The organism is Methylophaga sp. F7 (genome assembly GCF_056863975.1).
Map to the genome: position 1 here is coordinate 2,710,367 of NZ_CM166511.1, position 15,624 is coordinate 2,725,990.

Annotated in this window: 14 protein-coding genes, 1 tRNA gene and 1 pseudogene; 10 read left to right on the forward strand and 6 right to left on the reverse strand. The window is 44.8% G+C overall.

Translation table 11 applies throughout. From position 1 onward, the window contains the following. Positions 1-83: 83 nt before the first annotated feature. From AC08OG_RS13625 to AC08OG_RS13640, 4 genes are all read left to right on the forward strand, one after another. Entirely contained in the window at positions 84-881 is a 798-nt protein-coding gene (locus tag AC08OG_RS13625; protein ID WP_292356484.1) for an undecaprenyl-diphosphate phosphatase, read from the forward strand. 86 nt (positions 882-967) lie between these two features. Then, positions 968-1,396 (forward strand): 50S ribosomal protein L13, encoded by a 429-nt coding sequence (gene rplM / locus AC08OG_RS13630; RefSeq protein ID WP_014705973.1) that lies wholly within the window; start codon positions 968-970, stop codon positions 1,394-1,396. 12 nt (positions 1,397-1,408) lie between these two features. Further along, positions 1,409-1,798: a 30S ribosomal protein S9 gene (gene rpsI / locus AC08OG_RS13635; protein ID WP_292356490.1), complete on the forward strand. Its 390-nt coding sequence runs from the start codon at positions 1,409-1,411 to the stop codon at positions 1,796-1,798. Positions 1,799-1,919: 121 nt separating this feature from the next. Then, positions 1,920-2,408 (forward strand): acyloxyacyl hydrolase, encoded by a 489-nt coding sequence (locus tag AC08OG_RS13640; protein ID WP_292356492.1) that lies wholly within the window; start codon positions 1,920-1,922, stop codon positions 2,406-2,408. On the opposite strand, the gene lpxL is transcribed toward AC08OG_RS13640, so the two are convergent. Next, complete coding sequence (gene lpxL, locus AC08OG_RS13645; RefSeq protein ID WP_292356494.1) at positions 2,405-3,253, reverse strand: LpxL/LpxP family Kdo(2)-lipid IV(A) lauroyl/palmitoleoyl acyltransferase; 849 nt, start codon at positions 3,251-3,253, stop codon at positions 2,405-2,407. The genes AC08OG_RS13640 and lpxL overlap by 4 nt on opposite strands. Positions 3,254-3,451: 198 nt before the next feature. Between lpxL and waaA the strand changes: the two genes are divergently transcribed. The 3 genes from waaA (at position 3,452) to mltF (ending at position 6,614) form a co-directional block, all read left to right on the forward strand. Further along, positions 3,452-4,678: a lipid IV(A) 3-deoxy-D-manno-octulosonic acid transferase gene (gene waaA / locus AC08OG_RS13650; RefSeq protein ID WP_292356496.1), complete on the forward strand. Its 1,227-nt coding sequence runs from the start codon at positions 3,452-3,454 to the stop codon at positions 4,676-4,678. A 7-nt stretch (positions 4,679-4,685) separates the two neighbouring features. After that, positions 4,686-5,114 (forward strand): tRNA adenosine(34) deaminase TadA, encoded by a 429-nt coding sequence (gene tadA / locus AC08OG_RS13655; protein WP_292411275.1) that lies wholly within the window; start codon positions 4,686-4,688, stop codon positions 5,112-5,114. 78 nt (positions 5,115-5,192) lie between these two features. Continuing rightward, entirely contained in the window at positions 5,193-6,614 is a 1,422-nt protein-coding gene (gene mltF / locus AC08OG_RS13660; RefSeq protein ID WP_292356499.1) for a membrane-bound lytic murein transglycosylase MltF, read from the forward strand. A gap of 53 nt (positions 6,615-6,667) precedes the next feature. On the opposite strand, the gene AC08OG_RS13665 is transcribed toward mltF, so the two are convergent. The 4 genes and pseudogenes from AC08OG_RS13665 to AC08OG_RS13680 form a co-directional block, all read right to left on the reverse strand. Beyond that, positions 6,668-7,309 carry a thiol:disulfide interchange protein DsbA/DsbL gene (locus tag AC08OG_RS13665; protein WP_292356501.1) on the reverse strand — a complete coding sequence of 214 codons (642 nt, stop codon included), beginning with the start codon at positions 7,307-7,309 and terminating at the stop codon, positions 6,668-6,670. Positions 7,310-7,332: 23 nt separating this feature from the next. Continuing rightward, positions 7,333-8,480, reverse strand: a pseudogene (ccsB, locus tag AC08OG_RS13670) (c-type cytochrome biogenesis protein CcsB). Positions 8,481-8,508: 28 nt separating this feature from the next. Then, on the reverse strand, positions 8,509-10,527 hold the full coding sequence (locus AC08OG_RS13675) for a cytochrome c biogenesis protein ResB (protein ID WP_292356504.1): 2,019 nt from the start codon (positions 10,525-10,527) through the stop codon (positions 8,509-8,511). A 73-nt stretch (positions 10,528-10,600) separates the two neighbouring features. Next, positions 10,601-11,209 (reverse strand): c-type cytochrome, encoded by a 609-nt coding sequence (locus tag AC08OG_RS13680; RefSeq protein WP_292356505.1) that lies wholly within the window; start codon positions 11,207-11,209, stop codon positions 10,601-10,603. A gap of 85 nt (positions 11,210-11,294) precedes the next feature. Here AC08OG_RS13680 and yihA point away from each other — a divergent pair, with 85 nt between their 5' ends. The 3 genes from yihA (at position 11,295) to AC08OG_RS13695 (ending at position 14,928) form a co-directional block, all read left to right on the forward strand. Beyond that, positions 11,295-11,909 (forward strand): ribosome biogenesis GTP-binding protein YihA/YsxC, encoded by a 615-nt coding sequence (gene yihA / locus AC08OG_RS13685; protein ID WP_292356508.1) that lies wholly within the window; start codon positions 11,295-11,297, stop codon positions 11,907-11,909. Positions 11,910-12,117: 208 nt separating this feature from the next. Next, positions 12,118-14,625: a glycogen/starch/alpha-glucan phosphorylase gene (locus AC08OG_RS13690; protein WP_292356510.1), complete on the forward strand. Its 2,508-nt coding sequence runs from the start codon at positions 12,118-12,120 to the stop codon at positions 14,623-14,625. Between the two features lie 226 nt (positions 14,626-14,851). Next, positions 14,852-14,928, forward strand: a tRNA-Arg gene (locus tag AC08OG_RS13695). A gap of 219 nt (positions 14,929-15,147) precedes the next feature. Here the strand turns inward: AC08OG_RS13695 and AC08OG_RS13700 are convergent. Continuing rightward, positions 15,148-15,618, reverse strand: coding sequence for a type II toxin-antitoxin system death-on-curing family toxin (locus AC08OG_RS13700; RefSeq protein ID WP_482929736.1), 471 nt, complete (start codon positions 15,616-15,618; stop codon positions 15,148-15,150). Between the last annotated feature and the right edge of the window lie 6 nt (positions 15,619-15,624).

A 15,624-nucleotide genomic window follows, 5' to 3' on the forward strand; every position in this document is an offset into this window, starting at 1 on the left:
GAGAATTTTAACACGAAGCCAGCTATTATAAGACCCATTAATAATGAGCCTTTTGCCAGCGATGGCTATGTCATGAGAAAAATATGGAAATTATACAAATTATTGCACTTGCCCTACTCCAAGGCCTGACCGAGTTTTTACCCATTTCGAGCTCTGCTCATCTGATTCTGTTACCCATTATTGCCGGCTGGGAAGATCAGGGGCTTGCATTTGATGTCGCAGTACATGTGGGCACACTGACAGCGGTTATTTTTTATTTTCGAACAACCATCAGACAACTTGTCTTTGACTGGTTTCGCTCTCTGCAACAAAAACAAACTGTAGGTGAAAGTAAATTAGCCTGGGCCGTCATTATCGGTACCATTCCGGTTGGACTGGCCGGATTATTTTTGGATGATTTCATCGAGTTATTCTTACGTAGTCCGCTGGTTATTGCCGCAACAACAATTTTATTCGGACTGTTACTAGGTTGGGCAGACTGGAAAGGCAAGCGAAACCGCCAAGAAGATCAAATGAACTGGAAAGACATTTTTATTATTGGCTTCTCCCAGGCCTTGGCGCTAATACCGGGCACATCCCGCTCAGGCATCACCATGACCGCAGCATTGATGCTGGGATTAACGCGTGAAGCTGCTGCCCGCTTCTCATTTTTATTATCTATTCCGGTTATTTTTTTGGCAGGGGGCCTGGAAACAGTTAAACTGATCAAAGCTGATCAAGCAACGGACTGGTTTGCCCTAACTGCTGGCGCGGTTTTCTCGGCCATCAGTGCTTACATCTGTATCTTTTTGTTTCTTAAACTACTCGAACGGATAGGCATGTGGCCTTTTGTCATTTACCGCTTAGTACTGGGTGGCTTTTTGCTATTTATATTTAGTTAATTGCAGTTGACAGACTTTGCTTGAATCCGTAACATTCTCCCTCTTTATTTGACCGCATGCGTATATTTTCAGGAGCACCCCGCGGAATGAAAACCTTAAGTGCAAAACCAGCAGAAGTTCGTCGCGACTGGTTCGTAATTGATGCCGATGGCAAAACTCTGGGCCGTATGGCAACAGAAATCGCTCGCCGTCTGCGCGGCAAACACAAAGCTATTTATACACCTCACGTTGATACAGGCGATTACATTGTTGTTGTAAACGCTGAAAAACTGCGTGTTTCCGGCAACAAGATGAAAGATAAAATCTATTATCACCACACTGGTCACATTGGTGGTATCAAATCTATCTCGCTGGAAAAACAACTGGATAAAGCACCTGAGCGTGTCATCCAGACGGCAGTGAAAGGCATGTTGCCTAAAAATCCTCTGGGCCGTGCTATGTTCAGCAAACTGAAAGTGTATGCTGGTACTGAACATCCACACGCAGCTCAACAACCTAAAATGCTGGAAATTTAATCGGATAACGTCATGGCAGATTCTTACTACGCAACAGGCCGCCGCAAAAGCTCAACCGCTCGTGTATTCATGAAGCCAGGCAGCGGCAACATTACCATCAACACCCGCACCCTTGAAGATTACTTCGGTCGCGAAACATCTCGCATGGTGGTACGCCAACCACTTGAACTGGTTGAAATGACCGACAAAGTTGACCTTAATATCACCGTTCGTGGTGGTGGTAACAACGGTCAAGCTGGTGCGATTCGTCACGGTATCAGCCGCGCATTAGTCGAATATAACAGCGAATTGAAAACTGATTTACGTAGCGCCGGATTCATCACTCGTGATGCGCGTGCCGTTGAACGTAAGAAAATCGGTTTACATAAAGCTCGTAAGAAACCACAGTTCTCTAAACGTTAATTCAACGTTGATTGGACAAAAAAACCACCTTCGGGTGGTTTTTTTTGCATTTAACTTCTCAAACTGGATGAATCATGTTATCTAATAAACTGATTTTGATGATCTAAAAGGGCAATAATTTATGATAAGAAAGAGCATTATCGGAATCATCGGATTACTAGGCTGTGTGAGCGTTCAGGCGGAATCTCCAGCAATCGCGATGTCTGCAGGAAGTTTTGAAGTTTTCGAAAGCAACAATTCATTGGAACTGGGTATTGAGTATCGGTTTGCCACACAGGAAACGTTCTTTAATGTCATTCCAGCAATTGGTCTCAGCGGCAACTCGGATGGAGGCTATTGGGCCCATGCAGGCGGTCGATATGACATTAATCTTGGAGAAAAATGGGTCTTAACCCCACAACTTGCCGTGGTCGGCTATGAAGATGGCGATGGTCAGGATTTGGGAAGCGGTTTTTTATTTCGTACGGGAATAGAGCTCGGTTATCGTATTAGCTCATCTTCACGGCTGGCGTTAACGCTCTATCATATGTCGAATGCGGACTTGGCAAAAAACAATCCCGGCTCCGAATCATTAATGCTGAGCTACAGTTTTTCTCCGTTTAATCGCTAGTTTTTTTTGTAAAATAGGCCCTTGCCTTCTGGCTGAGTTTTAAATCGTCGATGCACCCACAGATATTGCGTCGGCGATTTTTTTATTTCGGCCTCTACCCAGTCATTTACTCGTTGCGCATCAGCCAGTTCATCGCCTATTGGGTAGTTTTCCCAGGCGGGTCCAATATCAATCGAATAATTTCCATTGGGTAAGCGTCTTGGTACATAAGGCACAACGGCTGCACCACTCATTTTGGCGAGTCTAGCTGTTGCTGGAATAGTGGCGGCTTTTATACCAAAAAATTTGGCAAAAACACTGGTTCTTCGACCAAAATCCTGATCAGGCGCATACCATACAACCTTATTCTTTTTTAATGCTCTCAACATACCGCGCATATCTGCTTGTAAAATTGTCCCTTCACTGTGACGTTGTCGCTGATGTAGCATCACTGCATTAAATAACGGACTTTTAAGTTCACGAAACATCACATAGCACGGCTGTTTCAACATGATCAGCCGTCCGCCCAATTCCATGCTGGTAAAATGGCCGGTCAGTAACAGCACCCCTTTCCCTTTAGCCAGAGCATTGTGAATATGTTCGAGACCATGATATTCCACCCGTTTTTCCAGGCTTTTGTCACTGGCCCACCAACTGATGGCGGTCTCGATCGGCATCATGCCCATCGTCAACATATTTTCACTGAGCAATTCTTTACGTTTTTGCTGACTCATTTCCGGGAAGCATAATTCAAGGTTTCGCCTGGCAACACGCTCGCGATCCTTCATAAACAATCGCATTAAGCGGCCCAGACTATGACCCGCGAATAATTGCCAGGATTTTGGCAAGTAAATTGAGATACGCATAAGAAGCAGGCCAAGCCAATTTGGCCAAAAGCGCGGGTGAAGGAATTTTTTACTGAGAATTTTCATCTGTTCGATAACAATACAAAACAGTGTCTATGCTATCATCCCAACTCAATTTAAGCTTAAAAAACTGCCTGCAGTGAGTCCAATTTGAAAGTTTTGTATTCAACCCTATTCTATCTTGCTCTGCCTTTCATATTGATCAGATTGATCTGGCGTGGATTTAAGGCACCAGCTTATTTTAAACGCTGGAATGAACGGTTTGGACATATACCTTCCCGCGCATCCGAGCAAAATCTTATCTGGGTGCATGCGGTATCTGTAGGGGAAGTCGAGGCTTGTCGGCCCCTTATTAAAGGATTACAGGACCGTTACCCTGACCATCAGGTTCTTATCACTACAATGACCCCCACCGGTAGTGCCAGGGTAAAAAGCCTGTTTGCAGAAAATGTACTGCACGTATATCTGCCATATGATTTACCGTTCGCTATCAGACGTTTTCTTGACGCAATGCAGCCTCAGTTCGGCATTATTATGGAAACTGAACTCTGGCCTAATCTGATTCTGATTTGTGCTGAACGCTCAATTCCCCTCACAGTCGCCAACGCAAGACTATCCGCCCGCAGTGCCCGGGGATATTTGAAAGTCGCCAAGTTAACACGGCAGATGTTACAAAGCATTCCGCTCATTGCCGCACAATCCCATAGTGACCGCGATCGTTTTGTTCAACTGGGTGCACATAAAGACAAAGTCCACGCCGTGGGAAACCTGAAATATGAAATCAGTTTACCGGCCAGTGTTATCGAGCGTGCAGAGTCAATACGAGCATTATGGGGAAATCGATCCGTATTTATTGCCGCCAGCACCCATGAGGGCGAAGAAGAGCTAATACTGGATGCAGCCCGCAAAATCCGTGGCCAGTTTCGTGATTTATTATTAATCATCGTTCCACGTCATCCTGAACGCTTTGATCGGGTGACAGCACTGTGCCGTCGTTCTGGTTTAAATACACTGCGCAGAAGTGATGGCAAGCCTTGTAGTAGCCAGGTTCAAGCGCTGGTGGTTGATAGCATGGGCGAATTATCCGTTTTTTATGGTACAGCAGATGTTGCTTTTGTTGGGGGTAGCCTGGTGAATCATGGCGGTCACAATATATTAGAACCGGCTGCGCTTTCCCGCCCCGTTATCACCGGCCCTCATTATTTTAACTTTCTTGAAATAACCAGACAGTTTCTCGAACATCATGCGGCTATTGAGGTAAAAAACACTGAACAATTAGCGGATTCCGTCATTGCGTTATTAAAAGATCCTCAACGTCGCGCTGAAATGGGAGATGCGGGTAAACACCTGATTGAACAAAGTAAAGGTGCCAGCCAGCGCTTACTCAACCTCATTGATGTTCATATCAGTCATGTTCAACGATGAGTATTGGATGCGTCAGGCATTATTACTGGCGCATCAGGCAGAACAACATGGCGAGGTACCGGTTGGTGCGATTATCGTCCATCAGGATGAACTCATTGGTACCGGGTGGAATCAACCTATCAGCCAACTGGATCCCACGGCGCATGCCGAGATTGTTGCTTTACGTGCAGCCTGTCTCAACCAACAGAACTATAGACTCCCCGGTTCCACAATGTATATCACGCTGGAGCCCTGCATCATGTGTGCTGGTGCGATTGTTCATGCCAGAATTGAGCGAGTAGTTTTCGCTGCTACTGAACCGAAAACCGGTGCAGCGGGCAGTTGTATGGATATTTTTAATACCAGTCAGTTAAACCATCGTGTTCAATATGAACATGGTGTGTTAGCTGAAGAAAGCAGTAAGCTGCTGAAGGATTTCTTTCGCGGGAAGCGATAGACATCACATTTTCCTGTTCATTAATTGTAAGTTTTGGGAAATTTGATGTGCAAAGCCTTCCTTATGTAGGATAATTTCATGCCCTACTGTCAGAGTGAAGTTTTGAAAAAGCTAATTTTTCTCCTTTGCATGCTCTGCGTATTAAACGCTTGCAACTCCTCCAGTAATCAACTGGAGCAAATCCTGGAGCGTGGTGAACTTCGTGTGGTGAGTCGCTATGGTTTGACCAGTTATTATAATAATGGTGGTGAACTGGCGGGATTTGAGTTTGAACTGGCGCAACGGTTTGCCGATTTTCTCGGTGTTGATCTCAAAGTGACCGTTCCCGATAACCTCAGCAAAACCCTCGATATGATTGAAAACGGTCAGGCAGATATTGCTGCTGCGGGCTTAACAATAACCCGGGCCCGGCAAAACAGATTACGGTTTGGCCCAATTTATCATGAAGTCACTCAACAGCTTATTTACCGTCATGGCAGCCAGAAACCGCGAGATATCACCGAAATCAGCACCGGTCAGTTAGAAATTGTTGCTAATAGCAGCCATGCTGAACAGCTTGCTAATCTTCAACAGGAAATACCATTGTTGTCTTGGACCGAAAACCAGACGATAGACACCAGCGGGTTACTTGAGCTGGTTCAGCTCGAACTTATTGATTACACCATCGTTGACTCTAATGAGATGGCTGCCAGCCATAGTCTTTATCCCGAACTAAGAGTGGCTTTTGATATATCGGATCCCCAGCCATTAGCCTGGGGTATGCGTCGCAATGATGATATGAGTTTACAACTTGCGGTAAATGCTTTTTTTGAAGAAATAGAAAGTTCGGGCTATCTGGATCAATTAATTGAAAAGTATTTCGGTCATATCCGTCGTTTCGATTATGTCGATTCGCGTGCCATTCACCGTCGTATTCAGACGCATCTCCCTCAATATGAATCCACTTTTAAAGCTGCTGCATTAGCCTATGGTTATGATTGGCGCTTTCTCGCAGCAGTTGCCTATCAGGAATCACACTGGAATCCAGATGCCGTTTCCAGTACTGGCGTACGTGGCTTGATGATGCTGACTCAAGCCACTGCAAATGAAATGGGCGTCAGCGAGCGGGAAGATCCTGTGCAGAGTATCTTTGCCGGCACAGCTTATCTGACTATTATGAAAACCCGTTTACCGGAGCGGATCGCTGAGCCGGATCGTACCTGGTTAGCGTTAGCTGCTTATAATATTGGTATGGGGCATTTGGAAGACGCAAGAGTCTTGACGGAAAAAAATGGCGGCAATCCTGACCGCTGGGCTGATGTTCGCGAAAACCTGCCTTTACTTGCCAAACAGAAGTGGTTCAGCCAAACACGTCATGGATATGCACGTGGCGCCGAGCCGGTGCGTTACGTCGGTAATATCCGACGTTATTACGATATTATGTTGCACCATGATGAAGTCAATCAAAATGCTTCCACCCCACCCGCTGAAATTAATGAAACACTTCCAGCAGCATTATAAAAAAGGCCGGTTGCTTTCGCTAACCGGCCTTACCTGCTCTAACAAAACTCGCTTTATTTTTCTGCTTCAACTTTTTCAATCAAATACTCAACCACATTAAGCATTTCAGTCATCCCACCTGCCAGCGGTGCGTCAGTAAAATAACGTCCATCAACGATAATAACTGGAACACCCTGAACGCCAGATGTTTGGCTGATGATCAGTGCTTTTTTTACGTTGGTTTTGACAGTAAACGAATTCATCGTTTCAACGAATTTCTCACGATCAATCCCCTGCTCTTCAACAAAATCGAGCAAACGATCTTCAGTATCGAGACGACGCTTATCAATATGAATCGCATTAAATAATGCTTTATGCAACTTTTCAGAATCACCCGTTATTTGTGCAGCATAAAACACTCTTGCTAACTGCAACCAACTGTCACGGAAAATAGCCGGTACCTGAGTAAATTTCACATTTTCAGGCAAGGTTTCTTTCCATTGCATGATTTGTGAGTCCAAATTAAAACAATGTGGACAGGAGTACGAGAACAACTCAATGACTTCAATGTGTTCATTTGAGGTATTTTTCGCCATACGCTCAGTGGTAGGCTTATAGTGTTCACCCTCTTTGTAGCTTGTTGAATCAGCTGACACAGAAAAAGGCATTAATAATGCCGCTGTGGTGAGTAACAAAGCACGAATTGATCTCGTCATTTCAATATCCTTAAATTTTTTAATTACAAACTGCCATAAGAATGAAGGCCAGACAGAAACATATTGACACCCAGAAAGGCAAATAAGGTCACGAACAATCCAACAATTGCCCACCAGGCCATTGGTTTACCATTCCATCCTTTTGTCATGCGCATATGCAACCAGGCTGCGTAGTTTAGCCAGACAATCAAAGCCCAGGTCTCTTTCGGATCCCAAGACCAGTAACCGCCCCACGCTTCAGCAGCCCACAAAGCCCCTAGAATCGTCGCCACCGTAAAAAAGGCAAAGCCCAGGGCAATGCTTTTATACATCAGATCATCCATCATTGTCAGTGGCGGCATGGCTTTGACCAACCCACTGTCCGGATTTTTTCACTACGCCAGCTGACCAATAAATAAGCGATGCCAATCATGGCCGCCATAGCAAACGCACCGTATCCTATAAAATTGGCTGGTACATGAATTTTCATCCAGTAACTTTGTAATGCCGGGACTAATGGCTGAATTTCGTGGGCATTGCGTTCAAATGCATACCAAAGCTGAAATATCACAGCAGCAGAGATAACCAGCAAGACGAATCCACCCAGACTACGCACTTGATACCGACGTTCGTAGAACAGATACAGTAAAGCCGTTACGACAGCAAACAGAATAAAGACTTCGTAAAGATTGCTGACAGGAATGTAGCCAATATCAGCACCCATCATATGCGTTTCACGCCAGCGAACCATCAGCCCTGTCATCCCAAAGGTCGTCGCAATCCAGGTAAATACGCTACCAACTTTTTCGGTATAGTCAGATCTGAAAATCAACCCACCAAAATAGGTAAATGTGGCGGCGATAAAAAATACACTCATCCACATAATGGCTGACTGGCTGGCCAGCATGTATTTGAGCAATCCGTTAGTTTCAGCAGCCTCCAGATTGGTACCGTATAACTGCAAGGCAATTAGACTGAGCATAGCAACAGCGATAGCGTGACCGCGGAAGCCGGGCCAATGATTGCCGACAAAGCCCATGCTAATAGCCGTAAACATCAGGATTGAGACCTCATATACGTCCAGCACTTCATGATAAACAGACAAAATACCAATGGTTGCCAGTAATAAAAGTGCATACCACCACCAGGTATGGGCAGCAGGTTTTGTCATGATTTCAGTATTCGTTGTCATAGGTTTCTCATACTCTTTAACGCTTTCATTAAGAACCTGGCTCCAGGTTGGAGTTCCCGGTTTTAGTTGCTAAAACAGTTTGTTGCTCATTGAAAAATGTATTAAACTCGCGGGCATTTCGATTTGTCGAACCTGCCAATATAATTTCCGTGTGTTCAGCACCCTCTTCCACCCATGCCCATAAGCGTCTCTGTGGAAGATAGAACAGTAAAAACACACCGATTATCAATAGCGCACAACCGAAATACACCACATTCTTTCCTGGGGCTTTGGCAATTTGCAGGCCGGTCGATTGAACATGTTCAAAATCAGTCAGCTGCAAAAAGACCGGCGAACCGTAACGTGATAAGGTGCCAATTGTATCCACACTATCCTGTAAAAACAGTAACTGGTCGTTGGTCACAGTTTGCGGAGTAATGCCATCCATGCTGAAATAAATCCGCGCCAGCATCTCCCGTAACATGCCCAGATAAGCAGGCGCCAGATTGTCACGCTCGGCGTCAGGAAGATTGTTATCAATGAAATCCCTGACCTCATCAAAACCACCCCTGACAAACATGGTGATCAATGTTTCGAGGGTTTGCTGCAAACTGGCTTCAAGAGCTTCATCACGTTCTGGCAACATTGCCAACGCTTCTTTCATCATCGAATTGGCAATATCTGATACCAGCTCTTCATCACGTAATAACGCTGAATAATTCAAGAACTGCTGCAAGCTTCCATCTTCATCTACAGGTAAATAGAGGTAGGCAAAGGATTCTGCAGGACTGTTACGAACACCACTTAAATAGTATTCGCGACCATCACGCTCAACCGGAAACATATAGTTTTCGTATTCTCTGGCTTCACCAGTCTCTGTACGTAACTTAAACGTAAAATTCGGACCAAAATCACGTAAATTTCGCTCATCTTCTTCTGTCGGATCAGGGTTGATATTAAACGGCCGGAAACTGGTCATTTCCAGCTGCATGGTTTCTTCTCCCCACAGCATTTGACGATTTTCAAATACTTTGGTTTGGATAGAAACAGGCTCAGTCCCGGCACGGCTATCAAGAGGCCATGCATCGATACTAAGCGAAGAACCACCGTCACTGAAACTGGATTGATAGATCGAGTGGCCTCGATAAATTAATGGGTGGTTTACCGCAATAGTAGATTCAAAGGGTTCCGCCAGTTGATCGTCGTGAATCACTAAATCCGATTCAAAAGATTTTGGCTGACCATTGGGATAATGTTCGATTCGGAAATCTTTTACTTCAATACGAAAAGGCAGGGCTTGCAACAAATAACCGTCACGAACCGGTAAAAAAACTACTTCTGCCGCCTTGCCTTCCGGGATACTTACACTCCCCCTAAAACCCTGACTACCAACTGCAAGACGACTTTCTGCAGGTATTTCACGGATCGAAAGATCGCGGGTCTCAATTTTGATTTCACCGCGCCATTCGGCAAATTTTAATGGCATGTTGCTATCAAACAGACCACCAACACAGATCACCACAATGGCAATATGGGTAAACAGGTAGCCGAGACGGTTCATACCGCCACGCATTGCAGAAATTAATACAGCATCATCTTGTTTAACCGTTTGTCTACTGCGGAACCCCAGTTTTTTGAATTCCTGCTGCAAATCATTTGCTACTGAAGGCATGGTTGCATTTGATTGCCACTGAGCACTGTGATGCATAGCTTTTAAGGATTTTTTCTGCACATTAGTGCGTAACTGCCACATTTCTTTAGCCATCGCCGGAAAATGACGAATTACACAAACCGATGTGGAAATGACAAGCAATGCAAGTATGGCGATAAACCAGATAGAACTGTAAACATCATAAAGCCCAAGCTGTTCAAATACTTCAAACCAGAAAGGACCAAATTTAATGACATAATCAGCATAGGGCTGGTTTTGCTGTAGAACAGTGCCGATAACAGAGGCAATGGCAAGTGTCAGCAATAACGTAATTGCCAACTCCATAGAGCCAAGAAATAAAAATAATCGGCGAGAGTAGCTGTTGTGGGAGTTATCTTTCGGGGTAACTTCAGACATGAAATTGCTCAAACATGAGCCGATGAGTTACTCCGGTGCAATCAGAATCATTGTCACCGGAGCTTATCAGCAATTAATGCAGACCGGATACATAAGCGGAAACCGCTTTAATTTCTTCCTCAGTCAACTTGGAAGCAATATCACGCATCATTCCATTAGGATCGTTATGACGTTCACCATTTGCAAAAGCGTGTAATTGCGATTCTGTATAGGCACGATATTGAGCAGATAGTTTCGGCCATTTCGCCGCGGGCATACCACTGCCATTGGGACCATGGCATGCCATGCAGGCAGGCACCCCGGATTCGCTATTGCCGCCACGATAAATCTGTTTTCCCAGTTCCAGCAAGTCTTCGCTCACGGCGCCCGGCGCAGTTTCTTTGCTGGCAAAATAAGCCGCCAAATCAGCCATATCCTGTTCCGACAGGTTGGCCACCATCGGCGCCATTATGGCGTTTTTACGTTTACCACTTTTGAATTCGACTAGCTGTTTGTAGAGGTAACTGGCATGTTGTCCAGCCAGTTTTGGGTACATATCAGAAGGACTGTTACCATCAGCACCATGACAGGCAGCGCACACAGCTGATTTTGTTTTGCCAGCGGAAATGTCTCCTGTGGCAAAAACAAGTGGTGAACTCGATACACCCACCCCAAACACCACTGCAAAAATAAATTTTTTCATTGTCGTTCCTGGCTACTAACTTTCGGATACAAAACTTTCGGTATGCTACTCTTATTGGCACTTTTTTGCACCTGGAAAGACTGACATGTCAGAGTTATACCGAAGCGCACATTATACTGTCAGCGCCACACAATTGTCTCAACTGCCACCTGACTCAGGTTTCGAAGTAGCTTTTGCGGGCCGCTCAAATGCCGGAAAATCCAGCGCAATCAACACCATCACAGGAATCAAAGCTCTGGCGCGAATAAGTAAGACACCAGGAAGAACACAAATGATCAATTTTTTTCATCTGGACGATGAAAGAGCCATGGTAGATCTTCCCGGTTATGGTTATGCCAAAGTCCCGGAAAAGATGAAGCTTAAATGGCAAGCCACCCTGAGCAAATATCTGGAAACGCGCCAATCGTTGCGCGGATTAATGCTGATGATGGATATTCGACATCCATTAAAAAACTTTGACCTACAAATGCTGGACTGGGCAAAACAGGCTGAACTGCCGATTCATATTTTACTCACCAAGTCGGATAAATTGGGACGCGGTGCTGGGGGTAATGCCCTGCAACAGGTTCGTAAAGAATTAAAAGATGCTGGGTTGGAAGCATCGGTACAATTATTCTCTTCTTTAAATCATCAGGGACGTGATGAAGCGATTCAGGTACTTGATAATTGGTTTGAATTATCGACCGCCGAACAGCAATAGAATATTTTTCTTTCTGTTCGCTGAAAATTTATGCTTCAGGTGATGGCAGATGTCATCACTCTCTGCTAACGTTTACGGCATTGGGACATGCAGTGCTAACATAACATTTCCAGTTCAATGCTGAACCTGCCGCTTAATGGCAATGTTGCCAGAGCTGGTTCCCTATCCCCGATTTTTTCCATAACGATGCCCATTCAAGGATTCCGCTATGACGCCAAGATATACTCCGATTACCACCCCGCTGCCTGAACTTTATCAGACATCAAAACTGGGGATGAATACGCTTGCATTAACTGAGGATTTCAAACGCTATTTCGGTATTTACCTTGGTCAGGACAAGGGCTGTGCTTCAGGTCATTACCTGTATGCAGCTATGGCCCATACACTGCGTGACCGGCTGTTTGAAAGAATGAAAAATACCAAACACACCTATGCCGATTCGCGCTGCAAACAGGCTTATTACCTGTCCATGGAATTTTTAATGGGCCGCGCCACCGGCAATGCCGCTTTAAACCTTGGCATTGAAGAACCGTTGAAAAAAGCGCTGGTCAATCTGGGACTCGAATATGAAGAACTTGCCGAATTTGAACATGATGCCGGTTTGGGTAATGGGGGGCTAGGTCGTCTGGCTGCATGTTTTATTGATAGCTGTGCCACCCTGCAACTACCGGTTACGGGATATGGCTTGCGTTATGAATACGGCATGTTCCAACAAAAAATTGAAAATGGCCGCCAACAGGAAATGCCGGATCACTGGTTGCGTGATGGTAATCCATGGGAATTGGAACGGCCTGAATACACTCAACGTGTCAAATTTGGTGGACATACCGAGTTACATCGTAACAGTAGTGGTCAAATGGAAATTCAGTGGGTTGATACCAATGATGTACTGGCTGTTCCATATGACTTACCTATTCCCGGCTATCAGAATGGCACCGTCAATCGTTTGCGGTTGTGGAAAGCAGCGGCTACCGATGAGTTTAACCTAGAAGATTTTAATGCCGGTTCGTATACAGAAGCGGTTGCAGCGAAAAATGAAGCTGAAAATATCAGCATGGTTTTGTACCCAAACGATGCCAGTGAAAATGGTAAAGAGTTACGTTTACGCCAACAGTATTTCCTGGCCTCAGCCAGTCTGCAGGATATTCTGGATTACTGGGTGACGACTCATGATGGCAACTTTGAAAATTTTGCCGATAAAAACGTCTTTCAACTGAACGATACTCATCCTACTGTTGCCGTTGCAGAACTGATGCGCCTGCTTATGGATGAACATCAATTAGGCTGGGATAAAGCCTGGCAAATCACTACCAAAACTATGGCCTACACCAACCATACTTTGTTACCCGAAGCACTGGAACGATGGCCGGCAAACCTGTTTGGTCGTCTACTGCCTCGCATTCTGGAAATAATTTACGAAATCAATGCCCGATTCCTCAGGGAAGTGGCTAATCATTGGCCTGGCGATAAAGAGCGGCTGGCACGTATGTCTATTATTGAAGAAGGTGCCCAGCAACAGGTCCGAATGGCTCATTTGGCCATTATCGGCAGTTTTTCCGTCAATGGTGTTGCAGCCTTACATTCTGAATTACTGAAAAAAGGCTTGTTTGCAGACTTCTATCAGTTATGGCCGGACAAATTTAACAACAAAACTAACGGTGTGACCCAACGCCGCTGGATGGCCTGGTGTAATCCGGTGTTAAGTCAACTGATTAGCGAAACCATTGGGGATAAATGGATTACCCGCCTTACTGAGCTGGAAAACCTCGCTCCACTGGCGCATGACAAAGATTTTCAGAAAGCCTGGCACGAAGCCAAATATGAGAATAAAAAACGTTTAGCGGCATTAGTCGAAAAACAATGTGGCGTGGTGTTTAACCCGGAAGCCATGTTTGATATTCAGGTGAAACGCATTCATGAATATAAACGCCAACTATTAAATGTTTTGCATGTCATTCATCTTTACGATCAGATTAAACGCGGTAAAACTGATGGATTACCCAAACGCTGTGTTTTATTTGGTGGTAAGGCAGCCCCAGGTTATGTCATGGCAAAACAAATCATCAAGCTGATTAATAATGTTGCTGATGTTGTAAACAATGATCCAGATGTGGGCGATTGGCTGAAAGTTGTTTTTTTCCCCAACTATCAGGTTTCTGTAATGGAAGTTATCTGCCCCGCAGCAGATTTATCGGAACAGATTTCTACAGCCGGTAAAGAGGCTTCCGGTACCGGCAATATGAAATTTATGATGAATGGTGCTATTACCATTGGTACGCTGGATGGGGCAAATATCGAAATTCGCGAAGAAGTTGGTGATGATAACTTTTTCCTGTTTGGTTTATCTGAAGAAGAAGTTGCAGAAAATCGAGGGCATTATAATCCACAGTCTATTATTGAGAATGATGCTGATTTGAAACGCGTGGTGGACTTATTAACCGGCGGCCATTTCAATCAGTTTGAGCCGGGCTGCTTCGATAACATTATTAATGCCTTTACCAGTTCAAATGACCCCTGGATGACCGTAGCAGATTTCCGCAGTTATATAGATGCTCAGAAACAGGCCGGACAGGCTTATCTGGATAAAGAGCGCTGGACAGCTATGAGTATTATCAATGCAGCTAACAGCGGTAAATTTTCAACTGACAGAACCATGGAAGAATACAATCAGGGTATCTGGAAGCTGGAAAAAATTGCGCCACATCCAGATAGCTGATACCGGATAGAAAAACCCCACTGTCATTAACCATATAGGTGTATTGGCAGTGGGTTTCTATTTTTCCTGTGGTTTAAGACAAGCAAAGTCCGTATAATTCGCGCTGTCAGCAATCACACAAAGCGCCTGTAGCTCAGTTGGATAGAGTGTCGGTTTCCGAAGCCGCCACTCATCACTATTTAAGGCACGAAGGCTGGGGTTCAAAACAATTTAAAATTTTTCTCATGCGCCCGTAGCTCAGTTGGATAGAGTATCGGTTTCCGAAACCGAGGGTCACAGGTTCAATTCCTGTCGGGCGCACCATTTTGATTTTTTGAGTCTTAGTTAGAAATTGTCACTGACTTAAAAATTAGCCCGTGACAAATCCGTGCCAACTCCGTGACAATGAGTCGCTTAGCAAATTCGTACGGTTTAAATATATGACCATTAGCCTTTTGTGTCAGTGGTTTTGTAAAACCCAATTAGAAAGTCTTCATTTGTAAGTAAATCCCATCAGTTGAACTAATATTTGCATCTGACGCCTTATTTTTCCTGCTTCATTTGCTCAGCGTTATGGATGACCTCCAAAATTGACAGTTTTAACTCTTCTGAATAAACATCTTCGTAAAGTACAGAGCTTATAATCTGATAAAGCAGGTCTTTGTCTATCACGTTATCGGCCACCCAAACGGCAATGTTCTCCATATCCTTAACAAAACGTTTCACCACGTAGTCAAAACCGTTCAGCTCAAGAAAGTAGGCCCCCAGAACCAGTGACGAGCGCTTGTTGCCATCGTTAAACGCATGGTGCTTATTGATGGAGAACACCAAGTGGGTGAGCTTGTCTTCCATCTCCGGGTAATACCAGTCGTTCTGGATATGTTGCAAAGGGCTTTGCAGTTGGCCAATATCTTTGGTACCTGCTAAGCCACCAGAGTGTTCAATGATCCAATCATGAACCGCAATGGCATGGGCCACATCGAAATAAAAATAGCGAGAGCCTGAATCATTCATCTAAGC